At 71.4% G+C, this 22,102-nt stretch carries 16 protein-coding genes; 8 read left to right on the forward strand and 8 right to left on the reverse strand.

The genetic code is table 11. The features are described 5' to 3' along the window. Positions 1 to 10 precede the first annotated feature (10 nt). The 3 genes from FL583_RS24765 to FL583_RS24775 are packed head-to-tail and all read right to left on the reverse strand — an operon-like array spanning position 11 to position 2,671. A complete protein-coding gene (locus FL583_RS24765) occupies positions 11 to 1,147 on the reverse strand; it encodes an MFS transporter (RefSeq protein ID WP_142707201.1) in 1,137 nt (378 codons plus the stop codon). After that, positions 1,119 to 2,354 (reverse strand): RNA polymerase sigma factor, encoded by a 1,236-nt coding sequence (locus tag FL583_RS24770; RefSeq protein WP_142707202.1) that lies wholly within the window; start codon positions 2,352 to 2,354, stop codon positions 1,119 to 1,121. Before FL583_RS24770 ends, FL583_RS24765 begins: the two co-directional genes overlap by 29 nt. Beyond that, positions 2,351 to 2,671, reverse strand: a complete 321-nt coding sequence (locus FL583_RS24775) for a YciI family protein (RefSeq protein ID WP_142707203.1) — start codon at positions 2,669 to 2,671, stop codon at positions 2,351 to 2,353. The genes FL583_RS24770 and FL583_RS24775 overlap by 4 nt, the downstream gene beginning before the upstream one ends. 297 nt (positions 2,672 to 2,968) lie before the next feature. Here FL583_RS24775 and FL583_RS41115 point away from each other — a divergent pair, with 297 nt between their 5' ends. Further along, positions 2,969 to 4,765 (forward strand): aggregation-promoting factor C-terminal-like domain-containing protein, encoded by a 1,797-nt coding sequence (locus FL583_RS41115; protein WP_142707204.1) that lies wholly within the window; start codon positions 2,969 to 2,971, stop codon positions 4,763 to 4,765. Between the two features lie 100 nt (positions 4,766 to 4,865). Next, on the forward strand, positions 4,866 to 6,254 hold the full coding sequence (locus tag FL583_RS24785; protein ID WP_142707205.1) for an alkaline phosphatase PhoX: 1,389 nt from the start codon (positions 4,866 to 4,868) through the stop codon (positions 6,252 to 6,254). Positions 6,255 to 6,294: 40 nt separating this feature from the next. On the opposite strand, the gene FL583_RS24790 is transcribed toward FL583_RS24785, so the two are convergent. Further along, entirely contained in the window at positions 6,295 to 7,437 is a 1,143-nt protein-coding gene (locus tag FL583_RS24790) for an FAD-dependent oxidoreductase (protein WP_142707206.1), read from the reverse strand. A 79-nt stretch (positions 7,438 to 7,516) separates the two neighbouring features. On the opposite strand from FL583_RS24790, the gene FL583_RS24795 reads away from it, so the two are divergent. Further along, positions 7,517 to 8,068 carry a TetR/AcrR family transcriptional regulator gene (locus FL583_RS24795; RefSeq protein ID WP_142707207.1) on the forward strand — a complete coding sequence of 184 codons (552 nt, stop codon included), beginning with the start codon at positions 7,517 to 7,519 and terminating at the stop codon, positions 8,066 to 8,068. Here the strand turns inward: FL583_RS24795 and FL583_RS24800 are convergent. Beyond that, the gene (locus FL583_RS24800) at positions 8,065 to 8,805 is read right to left on the reverse strand and encodes an SDR family NAD(P)-dependent oxidoreductase (protein WP_142707208.1); all 741 of its coding nucleotides are present in this window, start codon (positions 8,803 to 8,805) and stop codon (positions 8,065 to 8,067) included. The genes FL583_RS24795 and FL583_RS24800 overlap by 4 nt on opposite strands. A gap of 86 nt (positions 8,806 to 8,891) precedes the next feature. Here FL583_RS24800 and FL583_RS24805 point away from each other — a divergent pair, with 86 nt between their 5' ends. Together FL583_RS24805 and FL583_RS24810 are read left to right on the forward strand one after the other, a co-directional pair. Next, positions 8,892 to 9,728, forward strand: coding sequence for a helix-turn-helix transcriptional regulator (locus FL583_RS24805; protein WP_142707209.1), 837 nt, complete (start codon positions 8,892 to 8,894; stop codon positions 9,726 to 9,728). Positions 9,729 to 9,861: 133 nt separating this feature from the next. Further along, positions 9,862 to 15,351 carry an ATP-binding protein gene (locus FL583_RS24810; protein ID WP_142707210.1) on the forward strand — a complete coding sequence of 1,830 codons (5,490 nt, stop codon included), beginning with the start codon at positions 9,862 to 9,864 and terminating at the stop codon, positions 15,349 to 15,351. On the opposite strand, the gene FL583_RS24815 is transcribed toward FL583_RS24810, so the two are convergent. Continuing rightward, a complete protein-coding gene (locus FL583_RS24815) occupies positions 15,299 to 16,057 on the reverse strand; it encodes an alpha/beta fold hydrolase (RefSeq protein ID WP_142707211.1) in 759 nt (252 codons plus the stop codon). The genes FL583_RS24810 and FL583_RS24815 overlap by 53 nt on opposite strands. A 29-nt stretch (positions 16,058 to 16,086) precedes the next feature. On the opposite strand from FL583_RS24815, the gene FL583_RS24820 reads away from it, so the two are divergent. The 3 genes from FL583_RS24820 to FL583_RS24830 all read left to right on the forward strand — a co-directional run bounded on the left by FL583_RS24820 (position 16,087) and on the right by FL583_RS24830 (position 20,532). Continuing rightward, on the forward strand, positions 16,087 to 16,851 hold the full coding sequence (locus FL583_RS24820; protein WP_142707212.1) for an MBL fold metallo-hydrolase: 765 nt from the start codon (positions 16,087 to 16,089) through the stop codon (positions 16,849 to 16,851). Continuing rightward, positions 16,848 to 17,270, forward strand: coding sequence for a nitroreductase family deazaflavin-dependent oxidoreductase (locus FL583_RS24825; RefSeq protein WP_142707213.1), 423 nt, complete (start codon positions 16,848 to 16,850; stop codon positions 17,268 to 17,270). Before FL583_RS24820 ends, FL583_RS24825 begins: the two co-directional genes overlap by 4 nt. A gap of 2,059 nt (positions 17,271 to 19,329) precedes the next feature. Then, positions 19,330 to 20,532, forward strand: a complete 1,203-nt coding sequence (locus FL583_RS24830; RefSeq protein WP_142707214.1) for an ABC transporter substrate-binding protein — start codon at positions 19,330 to 19,332, stop codon at positions 20,530 to 20,532. A 59-nt stretch (positions 20,533 to 20,591) separates the two neighbouring features. On the opposite strand, the gene FL583_RS24835 is transcribed toward FL583_RS24830, so the two are convergent. Further along, a complete protein-coding gene (locus FL583_RS24835; RefSeq protein WP_142707215.1) occupies positions 20,592 to 21,194 on the reverse strand; it encodes a hypothetical protein in 603 nt (200 codons plus the stop codon). Positions 21,195 to 21,274: 80 nt separating this feature from the next. Continuing rightward, positions 21,275 to 21,961, reverse strand: a complete 687-nt coding sequence (locus FL583_RS24840; protein WP_142707216.1) for a response regulator transcription factor — start codon at positions 21,959 to 21,961, stop codon at positions 21,275 to 21,277. Positions 21,962 to 22,102 lie beyond the last annotated feature (141 nt).

The raw sequence follows: 22,102 nt of genomic DNA on the forward strand, positions 1-22,102 counted from the left end.
CCTCCACTTATCAGGAGGGCAATCGGTAGGCGAGGTTGACCGACACCAGGACGGCGGCGAGGGTGGCGACGACCGCCGGGAGGCCGGTGAATTCGGCGACGCCGCCGACCAGCGCGGGGCCCAGCAGGATGCCGCCGTAGGTGAACGTGGTGAAGCGGGCCATGGCCGGAGCCACCTCGTCGCCGGCGAGCGTTCCGACGGCGCTGAACGCCAGCGGCAGCGGAAACGCCATGCCCAGCCCCATCACGGTGAACGCGGCCACCGCGAACCACGGCCCCGGGGCCAGCGCGGACGCGCCGAAGCCGAGGGCGGCCAGCGCCAGACCGGCGCGGAAGATAGTCGGGGCCTGGACCCGGGTGGTGAGGCGGTCGCCGAGCAGGCGGGCCGCGGTCTGGGCGGCGGTGTACGCGGTGACCGCGAGCGTGGCGACGCCGAGCGTGGCGCCCTTGGCGTCCCGGACGAGCAGGACGCCCCACCCGAGGGCGGCGCCCTCGCACACCATCAGGACGGTGCCGGTCACGCCGAGGAGCACGAGCGGACGCGTCCACCGGGCCGGCTCCCTGGAATCCGGCAAACGCGGGGCAGCCCCGGGCGCGCGGAGCCCGCGGCCCAGCGCGAGACCCGCCACCAGCAGAGCCCCGCTGACCGAGACGACGAAGACGCCGGTGCCCAGGTCCAGGCGGGCCGCGCCCGCCGAGGCCAGCGACGCGGTGACCGTGCTGATGCTCCAGGCCGCATGGCAGCGGTTGAGCAGCGGGCCGGTTCGGCGCTCGACGGCGACCGCGTGAGCGTTCATCGCGGTGTCGGTGGTGCCGTGGACCGCGCCCAGGGCGGCCACCGCGACGGCCAGCGTGATGACGTTGCCGCTCAGTCCGGTGGCGGCCAGCAGCACCGGCAGGCCGGCCAGCGACACCCGGAGTACGGCCGCGGTGCCGAAGCGGCGGACGAGCCCGCCGACGCCCTGCATCGCGGCCAGTGCCGAGAGCGCGAAGACGACGCCGATCGCGCCGACCGTGGCGTCCCCCAGGCCGAGATCGTGTTTCAGGGCGGGCAGCCGGACGATGTACGTCGACATCGTCAGACCGTTGAGCAGGAAGACCGCGACCGCGGCCCGTCCGTCAGTGCGTTCGACCGTCGTGGCCGTCATCGACGCTCCTCGTCCGTAGGCGATCTACGGAGGCGACGATCGGCGGGACCACCTCCTCGACCGATCGGCGACGGCGGCTCAGGAAGCGTCGTTCGGCCTCGGTCGGGGCGAGGGCCAGCGCGCGGTCGTACTCGGCCGCGGCCTCGGCCGGACGGCCGAGCCGGCGGAGGAGGTCGGCGCGGGTGGCCGGCAGCAGGTAGTAGCCGGTCAGCGTCGGGTCGAGGGCGTCGAGCAGCGGGAGGGCCGCGGCCGGACCGTCGGCCATCGCGACGGCCACCGCGTGGTTCAGTGCGACGACCGGCGACGGGACGAGCGCCCCGAGCCGCTCGTAGAGCTGGACGATCCGGGGCCAGTCGGTGTCGGCAGCCGTGCGGGCCGTGCTGTGGCCGGCCGCGATCTCGGCCTGTAGCTGGTACGGCGACCCGGTACCGGTGAGCAGCGTGAGGCCCTCGGCGATCAGCGTCGTGTCCCACCGGGAGCGGTCCTGCTCCTCGAGGACGATCAGGTCGCCGTGCTCGTCGGCGCGGGCCCGCGCGCGGGAGTGCTGGAACAGCATCAGCGCGAGCAGACCGCGGACCTCGGTCTCGGTCGGCATCAGGTGCCGGAGCAGCCGGCCGAGCCGGATCGCCTCGTCGGCGAGCTGCTGGCGGCCGGAGTAGCCCTCGTTGAAGACGAGGTAGATCACCGCGAGGACGCCCGGCAGGCGCTCGCCGAGCAGCTCGGGCGGCGGGACCCGGTAGGGGATCGCCGCGTTCCGGATCTTGCGTTTCGCCCGGCTCAGGCGCTGGGCCATCGTGGACGATGAGACGAGCAGCGCGGCCGCGATCTGCTCGGTGCTCAGGCCGGCGATCGTGTGCAGGGTCAGGGCCACCCGGGCCTCCAGCGGGAGGGCCGGGTGGCAGCAGGTGAAGAGCAGTTGGAGCTCGTCGTTCGGGTCGTCGGTCTCGACGGCCAGCCGGCGCAGTTTCGTGGCGTGGTTGGCGTCGCGGCGGAGCCGGTCGAGCGCGCGGTTGCGGGCCGTCGTCGTGAGCCACGCTCCGGGGTTGCGGGGGACGCCCTCGGCCGGCCACCGGGAGAGGGCCCGCTCGAAGGCGTCCTGGACGCACTCCTCGGCGAGGTCCCAGTCGCCGGTGGTCCGGATCAGGGTGGCCAGGATCCGCCGTCGTTGTTCGGTGAAGGCGGTAGCCGCGGCTTCGTCCGGGGTCACGCTCCGGACCAGAACGGGCGGAGCTCCAGGGTGCCGAACGTGGCCGCCGGGTGCTTCGCGGCGACCTCGATCGCTTCGTCGAGGTCACGGCACTCGAGGATGTCGAAGCCGCCGATCTGTTCCTTGGTCTCCGCGAACGGACCGTCGGCGATGAGGACCTCGCCGTTACGAACGCGGACGGTGGTGGAGTCGGCGATCGGCTGCAGGCGGTTGCCGGTCTGCCGGATCCCGCGGGATTCCATTTCGGTGATCCACGGCTCGGGGTCGGCGTCCTCCTCGACGTGCTCGTCGACGCAGACCAGCATCAGGTATTTCATCGGGGCCTCCTTCGATTCGTTGACTGTGCGACGAACGGCGAGGGGCCGATTTCGACAGGCTCGGGCGGGCGAAACATCCGCCGTTCGACCGGGGTTCGCGGTAACGGATGTATTGATCTGGGTACTCCCGGGGACCAGGTGCACCGGAGTTCGGTACCTTGCCTCGAGGTGCGCGCGCGGGACGAGGGGACCCGCGCCGGTGCGTGATCCGACGCGAGAGGTGCTCATGAACGCAGCGCTACCGGTCAGGAGCTTACGGGCGACCGGAGGTACAGCGCTCGGGACGGACCTGCACCGGTGACGTATCGGCAGGGTTCGGTGGAGTCCGAGTGGTCGGAGGCTTCGCCCGAGCGGGAGTTCGTCCCGCCGGAGTTGCCCACTGCTGAGACGCCGGTGAGTTGGTGGGGCGATTCGGCCGACGATGTTCCGTCGGAGCGTCGTCCGAGCGTCGATTCGTATCGGACGCCCGCTCCGCGCCGGGACGTCGGCGGGTATCCGTCCGACGACGGATACCGTGGGCCGGCGCCCGCGCCTCGGCGGACGGCGGACGAGTACCCGCCGCCGCCGCGCCGGAGCGCCGAGTCGTACCGGGCGCCCGAGCCGCGGGACCATCCGGCGCCGGACGGCGGCCGGGAGGTCGAGGTCTACCGGGCGCCCGAGGGCGGCTACCGCGGCGCCGATCCGTCGAGTTCGGACCGGTACCGCGACGGGTACCGCGAGCGCGCGGCCGGGTCGCGCGGGCCGTCGGCGTTGGAGCGGGCCCGGGAGTGGGACGCGCAGCAGGCGGCCGAGCAGCGGCAGTACCGCGAGTCGATCGGTTACGCCGCCGACGAGGTCCCCCGCCAGACTCGCCGTGAAGCACCCCGCGAGGCCTACCGCGACGATCCCCGGCGCGGGAGCGACGAGGCCGGTCGGGATCCGTACCGGAACTGGGACGCGTACCGGGCCAGTGAGCCGGCCCGGCGGCCCAACCCGGATCCGGACCTGGCGTCCTATCCGGAGCTCCCGGCCCGCGGCTTACGGCGCGGCCGGCACTCGCAGGACGTCGCCGCCGACCAGACCGAGCACCTCCGGCCGGTCGATGCGACCGACGACCCGACGGCCCAGATGGCCCCGGTCCGCGACTACCGGCCCGCCCCTCCGAACGGCGCCTCGTCGATCGAGACGGCGCCCACCGTCGACACGACTCAGCTCGGCTGGTCGGCCGCGCCCCCGACCGGCGACGCGCGAACCGCCCCGATCGCCGCCGTGCACCCGGAGAACGGACCGCGGACCGCGACCGCGCCGCTCGGGTGGAGCGCGTCCGGCGGCGACGGGCCGCCTCGCCGGGGTGACTCGAACCCGGCCGACGCCGAGGTCCCGCCCGAGCCTCCGGCTCAGACCGGCCCCTTCTGGCAGCGCAAACACGTGCTGCTCCGGATCTCGGCCGTCGTCGTCCTGGTGCTGTGCGCGGCGATCGGCGTCGCGGTGACCGTCCTCCGGGACGGCGACCCGGACACCGTCCAAGTGCAGGACGACCTCCAGGCGGACGCTTCGTCCGACGCCAGGACGCCCGACGGGAACACCGGGACGCAGTCCGAGGGCCCGACCGCGGCCGAGCAGCTCGCGGAGCAGCAGCAGAAGATCGACACCGCGCAGTCGCGCGCGGCCGACAAGGCCTCGGCGGCCCAGAAGACCGCGGCCGAGACGGCCGAGCGGGCCGAGAAGGCCCGAGAGAAGCGGGCCGAGGCAGCCGAGGAGAGCGGGACGAGCGGCGCGCCGGTACCGACCGCGCCGGTCGACTGCAACACGTACTCCGGCAACAAGAACACCGGCTGCGCGCTGCTGTCCGAGTACGGCTTCGAGACGACGCAGATGACCTGCCTGGAGCAGCTCTGGAACAAGGAGAGCGGCTGGCGGGTCGACGCCGAGAACCCGGGCTCCGGTGCCTACGGGATCCCGCAGTCGTTGCCCGGCAACAAGATGGCGTCGGTCGCCGACGACTGGCGGACGAACGCGGCGACCCAGATCCGTTGGGGTCTCGGGTACATCAAAGACCGCTACGGCACCCCATGTGATGCATGGGCCAACTTTCAGAACAATGGGAACTATTAGGGACAGTTCACCGGTTGTTCACTGAGGACCACGAGCTCCGTTCCGGCCTGCCCGGAAGTGTCGGCGACTGATCAGCATCAGTCGCGAAGGAGCTCCCCTCATGACCGACGCAGTTTCTCGACGTAACGCCCTGCGCCTCGGCACGGCCGGTGCGCTGGGCATCGCTTTCGCCGGAAGCTTCGAGGCCATCGCCGGAAGCGGTGCCGCAGCGGCGCCGGTGGCCAAGAGCACGGGCTACGGCGCGCTCGTCGCCGACCCCAAGGGCCTGCTGGCGCTTCCGAAGGGCTTCAAGTACTCGATCGTCGCCGAGGCCGGTAAGACCACGCTCGAGTCCGGCCAGCCGACGCCGAGCGACGCCGACGGCACCGCCAGCTTCCCGAGCCACCAGGGCCTCACGCTGGTCAACAACCACGAGATCGGCGGCGACGAGCCCTACCGGGTCCCGGCCATCGAGGGCCTGGTCTACGACCCGGGCGCGGGCGGCGGCACGACGAACATCGACGTCGACCACCACGGCAAGCGGATCCGCGAGTACGTCAGCCTGGCCGGGACGCACAACAACTGCGCCGGCGGCAAGACCCCCTGGGGGACCTGGCTGACCTGCGAGGAGACCGAGCAGAAGGCGGTCGCGCCGTACACCAAGGACCACGGTTACGTGTTCGAGGTCGATCCGTTCGACCGGAATGCCAACAAGAACCCGGTCGCGCTGAAGTTCCTCGGCCGGTACGCGCACGAGGCGGTGGCGGTCGACCCGAACACGCACGCGATCTACCTGACCGAGGACGCCAACGAGCCGCACGGCCTGTTCTACCGCTGGACGCCGCCGCACGGCTTCCACGGCGGCAAGGGCGCGCTCAAGCGGCTCGCGCAGAAATCGGACACCGCCGGCACGCTCGAGGCGCTCAGCGCTTTTGACGGAAAGACGCACGTCACCGACCTCTCCCAGGCCACCAAGCCCGGCACCCGTTACAAGGTGAAGTGGGTCGACGTGCCGGACCGGCTGGCCAAGGACACCTCGGTCCGCAAGCAGTTCACGACCGACCAGGTGACGAACAGCCGCAAGCTCGAAGGTGCCTGGTGGGGGCACCACGGCGCGTACTTCGTTGCCAGTTACGCCCGGAAGACCGACGGGAGCGTCGCCGAGCACGACGGCCAGGTCTGGTTCTACGACCCGAAGTCGCAGACGATCACGCTCGAGACGATCTTCGGCGTCAACCCGAACCCGGACGTGGACGGCGCGTTCGACGGGCCGGACAACATCACGGTCTCGCCCTACGGTGGCGTGATCGTCGCCGAGGACGGGGAGGGCGTGCAGCACCTCGTCGGCGTCACCGACAAGGGTGCGTCGTACGCGCTGGCCCGGAACGACTTCAACGACAGCGAGTTCACCGGGCCGAACTTCAGCGCCGACGGCTCGATCCTGTTCGCGAACATCCAGACCCCGGGATTCGTGCTCGCGATCACCGGGCCCTGGCACCGCGTCCACTGAGCTTCACCCGGGTGGGCCGCCGACGGCGGCCCACTCCGGGTCATCCGCGGTGGGTGGCGCGGTAGGCCTCGGCGCCGGCCTTCCAGCGTTCGGCCTCCTCGGCGAAGTCCGGGACGTTCCCCAGGTCCGGGCCGCCGGCCGCGAAGTGCTCGACGATCGCCGCGTTGGCGCCGGCCGCGATCGGCCCGGACCGTTCCCACATCCGCGTCTCGTAGCGGGCCACGGATCCGCCGGACGCGATCTCCCGGGCCAGTTCGGCCGCGTCGAGCATCGCGAGGTTGACGCCCTCGCCGCCGAACGGCGACATCAGGTGGGCCGCGTCGCCGAGCAGCGTGACGCCGTCGTGGTGCGGCCAGGTCAGCGGCGCGGGCAGCGCGAAGATCGGCCGGTTCACCAGGTCGCCGTCGCTGTCGGTGATGACCCGGCGGAGCCCGGGCGCGAAGTCCTGGAAGTAGCCGAGCAGCACCTCGGGGGCGGCCTGGACGCCGTTGGCGTCCACGTCCAGCCGGTTCAGCGGCGTGCGGACCCCGAGGTAGCCCCGGACCCGGCCGCCGCTGTTGCGCTGCAGGATGATGCTGCGCCCGTCGCCGTTGGCCCACAGGTGACCGTCGCCGACCAGGTCGGCGATCTCCGGATGGCGCTCGTCGACGTCGTCGAACCGCACCTCGACGAAGCTCACGCCGGTGTACTGCGGCACCGCGTCGGTCAGGATCGGGCGGACGCGCGACCAGGCGCCGTCCGCGCCGATCACCAGGTCGGTGGTGACCGTCCGCCCGTCGGCGAACGTGAGCCGGCCCGGCTCGGCCGACACGACCTTGGCTCCCCACTCGATGGTGCCGGGCTCGAGCGACGCGGCCAGCATCTCCCGGAGCTGTTTGCGGTCGATCTCCGGAGCAGCGTCCTCGTCCGCGTCGACGACGTGCTCGACCAGCACCGCGCCGGACGGGTCGACCAGCCGCTTGGACTGGCCCTCGGGCCGGGCCAGCGCCGCGAACTCGGCGGTGAGGCGGGCGTCCTCCAGTGCGATCTGGCCGGTGTCGGCGTGCAGGTCGAGGGTTCCGCCCTGGTCGCGGGCGGTCAGCGAGGCGTCGGCGTCGTAGACGGTGACCGGGATCCCGGCCAGTTGGAGGACGCGAGCGCAGGTGAGCCCGCCGGGGCCGGCTCCGACGATAGAAATCTTCATGGGCCTCTCCTTACCGATCGTTCGGTCAGCTACTTCTAGAGTGCTGGCTGAACGATCGTTCGTCAAGTAAGGTCGGAACATGAAGAGATCGGGGAGTGAGACCCGGGCCGAGATCCTGCGCATCGCGCTGGATCTGTTCACCCGGCAGGGCTACGAGGGCACCTCGATCCGGGACATCGCCGAGGCACTCGGCACCACGAAGTCGTCGCTCTACTACCACTTCGCCAACAAGGAAGCGATCGTCCAGGAGCTGGTCACCCAGCGCCGGTCGGAGATGGACGCGGTGCTGGCCTGGGTCGACGAGCACGCGGGGGAGCCCGAGCTGCTGCGGGGTGCGGCCCTGCGGTGGGTCGATTCGACCACCCCGCAGCGCATCCAGGCGCTGCGCTTCGCGCACGCGAACCGGCCGGTGATGGCCCGGTTGACCGCCGCGACGGGCGCGCCCCGATCCTGGTTCGACGAGGTCGTCGGCCGGATCCTCCCGGCCGACGCGCCGATGCCCGACCGTCTGCGCGCCCGGATGGCGTTCGACACGGTCAGCGCCGCGCTCTTCGCCGCGCACGATACGGACGCCACCGAGGCCGACGTCCTGACCGCCGCCCGAGCCGCCACCATCGCGCTGACCACTTAGGCGCCGGAGCCGCCGTCGACCTTCAGGATCGCTCCGGTCACGAACGACGCTCGGTCGCTGAGCAGCCAGGCCGCCGCCTCGGCGATCTCGGACGGCTGGGCGCCCCGGCGTAGCGGGGTCGCGGCCACCAGACGTTCCTGCAGGCCGGGCTCCTCGTCGCCCCACTTGCGGATCATCTCGGTGAGCGTGTTGCCGGGCGCGATCCCGTTCACCCGCACCCCCTCCGGGCCCCAGTTCACCGCGGCCGACTCGGTCAGGCTGTTCACCGCCCGCTTCATCGCCCCGTAGGCCGGCAGCACCGGGTTGGCCCGCCAGCCGCCGACGCTCGAGTTGTTGACGATCGCGGTGACGCCGGCCGCCTTCTCGGCCACCATCGCCAGCCACTGCCCGCGCAAGTTCACCTGGTACAGCCGGTCGAAGTCGTCGACCGGCACCTGGTCCACCGGCGCCGGCGACGCGTTCACCGCCCCGTTGTTGAACGCGACGTCCAGCCGGCCGTAGAGGGCGACGGCCCGGGAGACGGCCGAACGGATCGAATCAGCGTCGGCCAGATCGCAGACGACGTAGTCCGCGACCCCGCCGGCCGCCCGCACGTCGGCCGTGACCTCGACCAGCTCGGCCTCGGTGCGCGCCGCGAGCAGCACGCTCGCACCTTCTCGGGCGAACAGCCGGGCGGCCGCGGCCCCGATTCCTCGTCCGGCGCCGGTGATGAAAGCAACTTTGTTCTCCAGCAACATGCCTGGAACCGTCCGCCGGGCCGAACCGGCTAGCCAGGCACCGCCGATACCTGGCTAGCGAGCCGAACCGCGCGCACGATGAGACCGTGGACCGGAGACAACTCGGCGACTTCCTGCGCACCCGGCGCGAGCGGATCACCCCCGCCGACGTCGGCCTGCCCGCGGGCCGTCGCCGGCGCACGCCCGGCCTGCGCCGCGAAGAGGTCGCCCACCTCGCGTTCATCTCGACCGAGTACTACACCCGCCTCGAGCAGGCCCGTGGCCCGCACCCGTCGCTCGAGGTGCTGGCCGGGCTGGCTCGCGCACTGCGCCTGTCCGACGCCGAGCGCGACCACCTGCACGAGCTGGCCGGTGCCCCCATCGCCCCGGCTCCCGGCCCGCCGCGGGACGTCCGCCCGAGCATCCACGACCTGATCCGCCGGCTCCCGCTCTCGGCCGCGTTCGTGACCAGCGCGATGTTCGACGTCCTGGCCTGGAACGATCTCGCGGCCGCGCTGATGGAGGACTTCTCCGCCGTCCCGAGAAAAGACCGCAACCTGATGCGGCGGGCCTTCCTCGGCTCCCGGAACCTCTACGGCGTCTCCGACCGCGAGCACTTCGCCCGCTCCTCGACCCAGCGTCTGCGCCGTACGGCCGGCCGCTACCCCGACGATCCGGACGTCCGGGCGCTGATCAGCGATCTGCTGGCCAGCGAGCGGTTCGCCGAGCTCTGGGCCTCCCACGACGTCGATCGGGAACCGACGCTGCGGAAGACGTTCGAGCACCCGCTCGTCGGGCCGGTCACCGTCAACTGCGACGCGCTCGACCTCGCCGACCAGGACCAGCAGGTCGTCATCTACACCGCCGACCCCGGTTCACGGTCCGAGGAGGCGCTGCGCCTCCTGTCGGTCGTCGGCACCCAGCGCATGAACGTGACGCACTGAACTAGCCTCCGGCGTTTTTTGGAGGATCCCTACAACGCGAGCGCCGCACCATGCGCGATGCGATCCATTGGTGTGCCCTCCTGAATCCAGCAAGGTAGATAGAGCAGGCTAATTCAGGGGAGGCTCGGTCCGGGTGTTCAGTCGTGTGGCCATCGTCAACCGCGGAGAGGCCGCGATGCGGCTCATCCACGCCGTCCGGGATCTCTCCGCAGAGACCGGCGAGCGGATCGAGGTGGTCGCTCTCTACACCGATGCCGACCGATCCGCAACCTTCGTCCGCGAGGCCGACCTGAGCTACTCGCTCGGCCCGGCGTCCAAGCGGCCGTACCTGGACCACGCGGTGCTCGAACGCGCGCTGGTCGAGACGAAGGCCGACGCGGCCTGGGTCGGCTGGGGCTTCGTCGCCGAGGACCCGGCGTTCGCCGAGCTCTGCGAGCGGATCGGCGTCACGTTCATCGGGCCCAGCGCCGACGCGATGCGTCGGCTCGGCGACAAGATCGGCGCCAAGCTGATCGCCGAGGAGGTCGGCGTCCCGGTCGCGCCGTGGAGCCGCGGCGAGGTCGCGACGCTCGAGGACGCGCTGCGGGCCGGCGCCGAGATCGGCTACCCGCTCATGCTCAAGGCGACGGCGGGCGGCGGCGGCCGCGGCATCCGCCGCGTCGACAACGCCGACGACCTGGCCGACGCCTACGAGCGAACCAGCCAGGAGGCGCTGCGGGCGTTCGGCTCGGGCATCGTCTTCCTGGAGCGTCTGGTCACTGGCGCCCGGCACGTCGAAGTGCAGGTCATCGCCGACGGCCAGGGAACGGCCTGGGCGCTCGGCGTCCGGGACTGCTCGGTGCAGCGTCGGAACCAGAAGATCATCGAGGAGTCGTCCTCCGCCGTGCTCGAAGCGGCCCAGGTGGACGACCTCAAGAAGTCCGCCGAGCGGCTGGCGGTCAAGGTCGGCTACCGCGGGGCCTGCACGGTCGAGTTCCTGTACCACCCGGGCGAGAAGCTGTTCGCGTTCCTCGAGGTCAACACCCGCCTCCAGGTCGAGCACCCGATCACCGAGCTCACCACCGGCACCGATCTGGTCGCGCTGCAGCTGCACGTGGCCGGCGGCGGCAAGCTGGAAGGCCCGCAGCCGTCCGAGTCCGGCCACGCCGTCGAGGCCCGGCTCAACGCCGAGGACCCCGATCGCGACTTCGCGCCCGCCCCCGGCCGCATCGCCCGGCTCGTGCTCCCGGCCGGGCCCGGCGTCCGGGTCGACACCGGGGTCAGCGAGGGCGACACGATCCCGGCCGACTTCGACTCGATGATCGCGAAGATCATCGCCTACGGCCGCGACCGCGAGCACGCGCTCGGCCGGCTGCGCCGCGCGATGGCCGAGACGGTCGTGATCATCGAGGGCGGCGCCACCAACAAGAGCTTCGTCCTCGACCTGCTCGACCAGCCCGAGGTCATCGACGCCAGCGCCGACACGGGCTGGATCGACCGGGTCCGGGCCGAGGGCCGGCTGGTCAACCACCGGCATTCGGCGATCGCGCTGGCCGCCGCCGCGATCGAGGCCTACCAGGACGAGGAGGAGATCAGCCGCAACCGGCTGCTCGCTACCGCGCACGGCGGGCGTCCGCAGGTGCAGCACGAGCCCGGACGTCCGCTCGATCTGAAGCTGCGTGGTGTCGGCTACCGGGTCGCGGTCACCCGCACCGGCCCACAGCGTTTCCGGGTCGCGTTCCCGGGCGTGGCCACGGCCGACGTCGAGATCGACCGCTTCGATCAGCACACCGGCCAGATCGTCGTCAACGGACACCGGTTCCGGCTGGTGTCGGCGACCCACGGCCCGATCCACCTGGTGGAGGTCGACGGAGTCGCCCACCGGATCAGCCGGGACGAGGGCGGTGTCGTCCGGTCGCCGGCTCCGGCGCTGGTCGTCGCCACCCCGCTGGGGGTCGGGGACGAGGTCGAGGCCGGCGCGCCCATCCTCGTCCTCGAGAGCATGAAGATGGAGACCGTGCTGCGCGCGCCGTTCCGCGCGCGCGTCCGCGAGTGCGCGGTCTCGGTCGGCAGTCAGGTCGAGACCGGCGCAGCGCTGCTGCGCCTGGAGCCGTTGCCCGAGGACGGCGGCACCGAGACGGCGGAGGCGGAGTCCGACGCGGCGGTCGAGCTGGAGCTGCCCAACGGTCACGACGAGCCGGCCGCGGCCGAGCGGGTCACCCGTGGGCTGCAGGACCTGCGCAGCCTGCTGCTCGGTTTCGACGCCGACCCGCACGACTCCAAGCGCGTGCTGGCCGACTACCTGAGTGCCCGCGCCGAGCTGGGCGAGCGGCCGGTCCAGGGCGAGCTCGACCTGCTCACGGTGTTCGCCGACCTCTCCGAGCTGACCCGCAACCGGCCCAGCGGCGAGACCGACGTCGAGCCGGGCAGCCCGGTGCACAGCCCGCGCGAGTACTTCTACAGCTACCTGCAGAGCCTCGACGTCGAGCGGGCCGGGGTGCCGGAGCGGTTCCAAGCCAAGCTCACCACGGTCCTGGCCCACTACGGCGTCACCGACCTCGACCGCAGCCCGGCGCTGGAGGCCGCGGTCTTCCGGATCACGCTGGCCCAGCAGCGGATGACCGCCGACGTGGCGATCGTGTCCGAGCTGCTGCGTCAGTGGCTGGCCGGTCTGCCGCCGATGGGCGCGCTGCGCGAGCCCGCCGGGCTCGTCCTCGAGCACCTCATCCAGGCCACCCAGGTCCGGTTCCCGACCGTCTCCGACCTGGCCCGCGGTGTCGTCTTCCGCTGGTTCGCCCAGCCGCTGCTGCGTCGCAATCGGGCCGAGGTCTATGCGGCCGTCCGCGACGACCTCCGCTACCTCGATCACCATCCGGACGCTCCGGACCGTGCCGAGCGCATCCAGGCGCTGGTCGCCAGCGCCGAGCCGCTCGTCCGGCTGATCGGGCAGCGGATCGGCCGTCCGGGCCGGGACCACGCGCCGCTGCTCGAGGTGTTCTGCCGTCGCTACTACGGCAACCGTGCGCTGTCCGACATCGTGGAGCAGGAGGCCGGCGGCTGCCGGTTCGTCGTCGCCACGCACACCACGCCGGAGCGGGTCACCAAGCTGGTGACGACCGCCGTCGACATCTCCGCGCTGCCGGACGCGATCAGCGCGGTCGGCGCCCTCGCCGACGGAGTGCCCGACCGGGGGCTCGTCGCCGACCTGTACCTGACCTGGGACGAGCAGCCGGACGCGGACGAGATGGCGGTGCGGCTCGGGGCCCGGATCGCTGAGCATCCGCTGCCCGCCGCGGTGCGGCGGATCACGATCACCGTGGCCGGGGTCAGCGGCGCGGCGATGCACCACCACTACACGTTCCGCACCGACCGTCAGGGCGGCTTCGACGAGGACCGGCTGATCCGCGGGCTGCACCCGCAGATCGCCCGGCGTCTGCAACTGCAGCGGTGGGCCGCGTTCGGCCTCACCCGCCTGCCGTCGGCGGACGAGGAGATCTACCTGTTCAAGGCCGTCGCGCACAGCAACCCGGCGGACGAGCGGCTGATCGCGTTCGGCCAGGTCCGCGACCTGACGCCCCTGCGTGAGGCGGACGGACGGCTGGTCGCGCTGCCCGCGCTGGAGGACGCGATCAACGCCAGCCTGGACGCGATCCGCGGTATCCAGGCCCAGCGTCGCGAGAACCAGCGGTTCGACACGAACCGGATCATGATGTACGTCTGGCCGCCGACCGAGCTGACCAACGAGGAGATCGAGGCGCTGGTCCAGCGGGTCCTGCCGGCCACCGCCGGAGCGGGTCTGGAAGAGGTCCAGTTCATCGGCCGCGCGCCGACGCCCACCGGCGACCTGGCCGAGGTGTCGGTGCGGATCGGCTTCGACCCGGGGCGGGGCGTGCGGCTGGACGTCGGCGAACCGTCGGACGAGCCGTTCCAGCCGCTGGACGACTACCGGCAGAAGGTGCTGCGGGCGGCCCGGCGCGGAACCGTGTACCCGTACGAGCTGACCGGCCTGCTGGGATCGTTCGTCGAGCACGACCTGGACGAGACCGGCGCGCTCGTGCCGGTGTCCCGTCCGAAGGGCGAGAACAAGGCCGGGATCGTCGCCGGCGTCGTGAAGACGACGACGGCTCGCCACCCCGAGGGCATCACCCGGGTCGTGCTGCTCGGCGACCCGACCAAGGCGCTCGGCGCGCTGGCCGAGCCGGAGTGCTCGCGGGTGATCGCCGCGCTCGACCTGGCTGAACGCCTGCAGGTTCCGCTGGAGTGGTTCGCGCTCTCGGCGGGCGCGAAGATCTCGATGTCGTCGGGCGTCGAGAACATGGACTGGGTGGCGGCCGCTCTGAAGCGGATCGTCGAGTTCACCCAGGCCGGCGGCGAGATCAACATCGTCGTCGCGGGCATCACGGTCGGCGCGCAGCCGTACTGGAACGCCGAGGCGACGATGCTCATGCACACCAAGGGCATCCTGGTGATGACGCCGGACTCGGCCATGGTGCTCACCGGCAAGCAGTCGCTGGACTTCTCCGGCGGGGTCTCGGCCGAAGACAACTTCGGCATCGGCGGGTACGACCGGGTCATGGGCCCGAACGGTCAGGCGCAGTACTGGGCGCCGAATCTGCCGGCTGCTCGCGACGTCCTCATGAAGCACTACGACCACACGTACGTGGTGCCGGGTGAGGCCGCACCCCGACGCGCGTCGACCGTCGACCCGGCCGACCGGGACGTGTCCGACTTCCCGCACGCGATCGTCGGCAGTGACTTCCGGACGGTGGGCGAGATCTTCTCGTCGTCGTTGAACCCGGATCGGAAGAAGGCGTTCGACATCCGGACGGTCATGCGGGCGCTGTCCGATCAGGACCATCCGGTGCTGGAGCGGTGGGCCGGGATGGCCGACGCGGAGACGTCGGCGGTGCAGGACGTGCACATCGGCGGACGGCCGGTGTGCCTGATCGGGATCGAGTCGCGGTCGGTGCCCCGGCGCGGGTTCCCGCCCACCGACGGCCCCGACACCTACACGGCCGGGACGCTGTTCCCGCGGTCGTCGAAGAAGACCGCGCGGGCGATCAACGCGGCCTCGGGCAACCGGCCGCTGGTCGTGCTGGCGAACCTGTCGGGCTTCGACGGGTCACCCGAGTCGATGCGCAAGCTGCAGCTGGAGTACGGCGCCGAGATCGGGCGGGCGATCGTCAACTTCCGCGGGCCGATCGTGTTCTGCGTGATCTCGCGGTACCACGGCGGGGCGTTCGTCGTGTTCTCGAAGGCGCTGAACCCGAACATGACCGTGCTGGCGCTGGAGGGCTCGTTCGCGTCGGTGCTCGGTGGGGCTCCGGCCGCGGCCGTGGTGTTCTCGTCCGAGGTGAACAACCGGACGGCGACCGACCCGCGGGTGACCGAGCTGCAGTCGCAGCTGCCGACCGTGAGCGGCGCCGATCGGGCCGCGCTGACCGCGCGGCTCGCGGACGTGCGGTCGGCGGTGCGGGCCGAGAAGCTCGGTGAGGTCGCGGCCGAGTTCGACCGCGTGCACAGCATTCAGCGGGCGGTGGAGGTGGGGTCGGTCGACGCGATCATCAGCGCCGCGGAGCTGCGTCCGAAGATCATCGAGGCGATCGAGGCGGGGATCGCAGCCAGTCTCGAATCGTCGCGTTGAACCGGTCGGGGGCCTCGACGTTCCAGGCGTGGCCGACGCCGGGGACGATTCGGCCGGTCGCGCCCGGGATCTGGGTCACCGAGCGGCGGATGATCGGGGACTCCCGGCCGCCGGCCAGCACGAGCGTCGGCGCCGGGGCGGCGGTCGGCGGGGCGCCGGCGGACGGTCGGCGGCCGGCGGACGGGCGGTAGCGGGAGACTTCCTGGGCGGCGCGGAGGTAGGTGCCGGGGCGGAGCGCGCGGATGGCCTCGGCGTGCGCGGCCCGGGCGTCTTCCGGCAGGCCGAGACGGCGGGCCTGCGCGTCGACGAGCCGGGCGCTCCGTAGCTGGGCGGTCGTCAGCCGGACGCCGGCGCGCAGGAACCAGCGGTGGGGCCACGGCTCGGCGGTCACCCCGCTGACGACGGCGCGCTCCACGACGTCGGACGGGAGCTCGAGGGCGACGTAGCCGCCGAGGGAGAGCCCGACGACGGCGGCGCGGCCCGCGGTCGAGCGGATCACGTCCGCGACCCGGGCCGCGGTGTCCGACAGCGACACCCACGGGACGCCGTTGCTGAGCCCGTGGCCGGGCAGGTCCACGACCAGGCAGTAGCGGTCGGGGAACGCCGGGAGCTGGCGCCACCACATCCACCCGGCGGTGGCGATGCCGTGCAGGAACACCAGCGCCGGGGCGGCCGGATCGCCAGTCCGTTCCACGTGGAGCAACACCCGGCCAGGGTGGCACGCGCGCCTCTAGGATGCCGACCGTGAGGATCACCCACGTCGGTGGGCCGACGGTTCTGTTCGAGGTGGCGGGCCGCCGGATCCTGACCGACCCGACGTTCGACCCGCCCGGCCGTCGGTACAACTTCGGTCTCGGGACCGCGTCCCGGAAGGTGGCGGGTCCGGCCCTGTCGGCCGACGCCGTCGGCCCGGTCGACGTCGTGCTGCTCAGCCACGACCACCACGCCGACAATCTGGACGACGCCGGGCGCGCCGTTCTCCCGTCGGCCGGCACCGTGGTGACGACGACGAGCGGGGCCCGGCGGCTGGGTCTGCCGAACGCCCGGGGGCTGGCGCCGTGGGAGTCGACGGTGCTCTCCTCGCTGGGAGTGCCCGACCTGACGATCACCGCGACGCCGTGCCGGCACGGTCCGCCGCTGTCGCACCCGATCGTGGGGGACGTGGTGGGGTTCGCGCTGTCCTGGGAGGGCGCGGGCACGCTGTGGATGACCGGCGACACCGTGCTGTACGACGCGGTGCGCGAGGTGCCGAAGCGGATCGACGTCGACACGATGTTGTTGCACCTGGGCAGCGTGCAGTTCGGGTTGACCGGTCCGGTGCGGTACTCGATGAACGCGCGCGAGGGTGCGGAGTTGATCGAGCTGGCCGGGCCGAGGGTGGTGGTGCCGGTGCACTACGAGGGGTGGAGCCACTTCCACGAACCGGAGTCCGAGGCCCGTTCGGTTCTCGGTGGTGGGCAGGTGCACTGGCTCGAACGCGGGGTAAGTACCGAGGTATGACCTCAGCACTGGAACTGCACGGGACGCCGCACGTCGACCGGTACCTGGAGACGAACGGCGAGGACGGTTACCACTGGCGGAACGGGACGACGATCCTGTTGCTGTTCACGAAGGGGCGGAAGTCGGGTGAGCAGCGGACGCATGCGCTGATCTTCCGGCCGTGGGGGGACGGGTCTTATCTGGTGGTCGCGTCCAAGGGTGGGAACGATGTGGCGCCGGCCTGGTTCCTGAATCTGGAGGCCGATCCGGCGGTCGAGGTGCAGGTGAAGGGGGATCGGTTCGCGGCGCGGGCTCGGGTGGCTACGCCGGAGGAGAAGCCGGGGATGTGGGCGGAGATGGTTTCGGCTTGGCCGGATTATGACGAGTACCAGAAGAAGACGAGTCGCGAGATTCCGGTAGTGGTGCTGGAGCGCGTTTAGGTTTTTGGTAGTGGTCCGCGGGGCCGGGGTGCGAGCTACCAAGCTGACGCTGGTTGCGTCGGCCGCCTCGGCCGCGGCGGGGCGGTCGCCACCGCATTGGGGCTCTTGCCCGTGAACACCTCGAGCGGCTAGCTGTCCGCATGGACCGGCCGCCTGGGGCATCGAGCGTCGGCGCGCCGAACGGCAGGATCCGCGCGTCCGGCGCCCCCGCCGCGGCGGGGCATGGTCTATTGCATTGGCGTTTTTCTCCGGCCGGTACCGCATACGGGCTCTGGCTCGCGAGCTAGGGCTCGGCGCGTACGGCGCGCTCAGCCACCGCCGGGCCGGCGCGTTGGGTAGGGCGCCTCGATCGACAGGTCGACCCGCCGGGGCCGCAGCGCCGACTCCAACACGTCCACGCGGTTCGCCGGAGGAACGCGGCCTCGGCGTCTTCGGACGGGCCGCCCAGGGGCGCCAGGGCCGCGAACAGCGGCCCCGGGTGTACTGGTCGCGGTCCTCGGCGAGCAGGTCGTGGTCGTCCAGCATTGGCGCGGGGCTTCCCAGCGGGTTGGGCTGTCGCTGCAGTCGAATGTGCGGCGCCTCCGGAACCGCGACCGATCTCGAGGCGTCGCTAGCGGGCGCAGTCAGCGCTATGCCCAAAGCCGGTGGCGACCCGTTCCAAACTGGTCGGATGCCTTTCCGGGCCCGAGGTCCGCCGACGATTCGGTCGCGCGGCGCGGCGCGCGGGCAATCAGCGCTGCTGGCGAAGATGCGGCGATCCGCTGGAGCCCGGTTGGGCCGGGCCGCCGGGTCCGCCACCGCACGGTCGCGCGGCGTCGCCACCGCACGGTCGTGCGACGTCGCCACCGCACGGTCGCGCGGCGCGGCCCGGGCGTGGGTCGGCTGAGGGCGGGCGCGGGGACGACCTCGGGTGGCGTCGGCCGGGTCTGTGGGTTGGCGGCCGCGACAGCCCGATCCGATCGATCTCGACGCGTTGCTGGCGGGCGCGGTCAGCGCTGCGCGAAGTCGGTGGGGAACCGTTCCGAACCGGTCGGACGCGTTTCCGGGCCCGCGGTCTGCAGACGATTCGGTACGCGGCGCGGCGCGGGTGCGATCAGCGCTGCTGGCGAGGATGCGGCGATCGGCTGGAGCCCGGTTGGGCCGGGCGGCCGGGTCCGCCACCGCACGGTCGTGCGGCGTCGCCACCGCACGGTCGTGCGATGTCGCCACCGCACGGTCGTGCGGCGTCGCCACCGCACGGTCGTGCGATGTCGCCACCGCACGGTCGTGCGACGTTGCCACCGCACGGTCGCGCGGCGCGGCCCGGGCGCGGGTCGGCTGAGGGCAGACGCGGGGACGACCTCGGGTGGCGTCGGCCGGGTCTGTGGCTCGGCGGCCGCGACAGCATGATCCGATCGATCTCGACGCGTTGCTAGCGGGCGCCCCGAGACCGACCGCGACCCTGGCGGCCCGGCCGCACCAGTGAGCCTGTGCTGAAGGCCGCCGCGGTCAGCCTGACGGGGGATTCTCGGCCGCCGCCTGACGGGCCGCGGGCATGCCTGCCTCCGCAGATCCGACCGCCCGAGCGCGGAGCCCGCACGTGTAGCCGCCGAGCCACAGACCCGTCCGGCGCCTAAGGGGATGCCCCCGCATCCGCTCTCGGTCGAGACACCCGGGCCGCGTCGCGCGACCGTGTGGTGGCGGCCCCGACAGTCCGGTCCGACCGGTCTGAAGCGGTTCGCCACCGACGTTGCGCACAGCGCTGACTGCGCCTTCGGGAATGTGAGGCCCGCTCCGAGATTCGGGCGCGCCGGCATCGATGTGGAGCCACCTCCCCGAATCGGCCACGGAATTGGCCGTCGATCATCGTGTGATTGTCATCGGCCCCGCCCGAATGCAATTCTTTCATGAAGTCCTCATGAGAATCAGCCCCCGATAAACCCCGCTCATGAGCGGCTCATGAAGGTGAGTCGATCGCTGAAAATAGAGTCGCTTATTTGCCCGATCGGCTTTTCTTTGCGCTCCGGGCTGTGATCGAATTCGTCCGTCGCTGCCGATTCCCGTGGAAGAAAGCTGGTCGATGAGCTTACGCAAGATGTTTACTGGGGCGATGGTCGCGGCGCTGGTGAGCGTCGCCGCTGCCTGCGGAACCAGTGAGGAGAACGGCAGTTCGGAGTCGGGCACCGCGTTCACTCCGCCGAAGTTGTCGGCGCTGAACAAGCTCGGCACCCCCGAGGGCGCGTTGAACGTATTGGCGTGGGCGGGGTACGCCGAAGACGGTTCGAACGACCCGAAGGTCGACTGGGTGACGCCCTTCGAGAAGGCGACCGGGTGCCAGGTCGACGTGAAGGTGTTCGGCACGTCCGACGAGGCCGTGTCCCTCATGAAGACCGGCCAGTACGACACCGTGTCCGCGTCCGGAGACGCCTCGCTGAGGCTGATCGCCGGCGGGGACGTCGAGCCGGTCAACACCGGCCTGGTGCCGAACTACGCCGACCTGTTCCCGTTCCTGAAGAACCAGGCCTGGAACAGCGTCAAGGGCGTCTCCTACGGCATCCCGCACGGGTGGGGCGCGAACCTGCTGATGTACCGCACCGACACGGTGAAGCCGGCACCCACGTCCTGGTCGGCCGTGTTCGAGGACAACCCGTCCACCAAGGGCAAGGTCACGGCGTACGACTCGCCGATCTATATCGCCGACGCGGCGCTCTATCTGATGAAGACGAAGCCCGACCTGAAGATCACGAACCCCTACGCGCTGGACGACAAACAGTTCGCAGCAGCCGTCGGACTGTTGAAGAAGCAGAAGGCGAACGTGGGGGAGTACTGGTCGGACTATCTCAAAGAGGTGAGTGCGTTCAAGGCCGGTGACTCCGTGGTCGGCACGACCTGGCAGGTCATCGCGAACGTCGCGAAGACCGAAGGCGCGGACGTCGAGGCGGTCCTCCCGTCCGAGGGGTCGACCGGCTGGTCCGACACCTGGATGGTCGGCGCGAAGTCCAAGCACAAGACGTGTGCGTACAAGTGGCTGGACCACATCGTATCGCCGAAGGCGAACGCGCAGGTGGCCGAGTACTTCGGCGAATCACCGGCGAACCCGAAGGCGTGCGCGTTCACCGCGGACAAGAAGCACTGCGACACCTACCACGCCGGTGACGCGGCCTACGCCAAGCAGATCTGGTACTGGTCGACGCCGATCACCCAGTGCCTCGACGGCCGCACCGACGTGAAGTGCACCGATTACTCCGCTTGGACCAAGGCCTGGACGGAGATCAAGGGGTAGGACCCGCTCGGCCCGCCCGGTCGACGTACGTCCCGGGCGGGCCCTGCATCAAGCGCACATCAGATCGAGATACGAATACCCAGGAGGTTGACGTCGATGAGCTTTCCGCGCTCGTCCTCGTCGCCGTTCCCGTCGTCCGAATCGGCCGGCGGGGTGGGAGACGGGGACTCGTCCTCGTCGGCCGGCTCTGACGGCGCCGGGCTCTCGGACTCGGCCGCGGCCGACTCCGACGGCCGAGGGCTGGCCGACGCGGACGCGGTGGCCGACGGCGACGCGGTGACGGTCGTCTCCTGGGCGTCGTTCTCGGTCTCGACGGAGAGCGGCCGACCGGGAGCGGCCAGCGGAGCGTCGGTCTCACTCGGATGCCGGCTGGGCAGGCCGAGCGCCTCGGTCTCGCCGGGGCGCAGCAGGCCGAGCACCACGATCGTCGCGTACGCGAGCCCGATCAGGCTGGCCACGCAGAGCGCGAACCGCACCGTGCGCGCGGTCCGCGACGAGGCGAAAGCCGGTTCGTCCTCGCGTAACTGCTCCCGTCTGCGGCGACGGTGACGGTGGCGACCGGGTCGGGTCGGGTCTTCAGCGGTCTCGGTCGGTCTGTCCAGCGCCTCGGTCAACGACTCCTCATCGGGGTCGTCCACTAGCGCCAGCGGCACCTGAGCCATGAGGGACATGTTAAGCCTTGTGTCCGGTTGTGCCTAGTTGTACTGATGGTTCCGCTGTTAAGTGATTCCATTGTGGCTGGTCACGCGGGCTCGGTCTGCCGAATTTCGACGACGTACCCGGCGCCGCGGACGGTGTGGATCAGCGTCGGGTCGCCGAGCTTCCGGCGCAGTTGGGCGACGACGACGTCGACGACGTTCGACATCGGCTCGGTGCGTGAGTCCCAGCAGTGCTCGATGAGCTGGCCCCGGCTCACGATCTGCCCGTGCGCCGACGCGAGGATCTCCAGTACCGCGAACTCCTTCGCGGTGACGGTCAGCAGCACGCCGGCGCGGCGCACCTGCCGTCGCCGGACGTCGATCTCCAGGTCACCGACCCGCAAGACCGCCTGGGTGGGGCCGTCCTCGGCCGCCGATCGGCGGCAGAGGCTGCGGACGCGCGCGACGAGCTCGGCCGTGGCGAACGGTTTAACCAGGTAGTCGTCACCGCCGGACGTGAAGCCGGCGACCCGGTCGGCCACCGTGTCGCGGGCGGTGAGGAACAGCACCGGCGTCCGCCAGCCGCTCTGCCGCTGGCCCTCGACGTACGTGATGCTGTCGCCGCTGGGCAGGATCCGGTCGAAGACGACGCACCCGTACGGGTGCGTGGTGATCGCGTCGTGCGCCGGCGGAATGTCGTCGACCAGGTCGACGGCCATGCCCGCACCGCGCAGCGCCGCGGAGACCGCGTAGCCCAGCTCCGCCTCGTCATCCACCACCAGGACACGCATGCCGCACATAGTGCCAGTGCCGAAGACGTTCGAGGTAATCGTCTTCATGAATTCCTCATGATTGACGCGCTCATGAGGAATTAATGAGGCTGAGTCGTTGTGAACAAATCCTTCGGTTTAATTGACGGACAGGCTTTCCTT

The organism is Cryptosporangium phraense (assembly GCF_006912135.1).
Lineage (GTDB): Bacteria > Actinomycetota > Actinomycetes > Mycobacteriales > Cryptosporangiaceae > Cryptosporangium > Cryptosporangium phraense.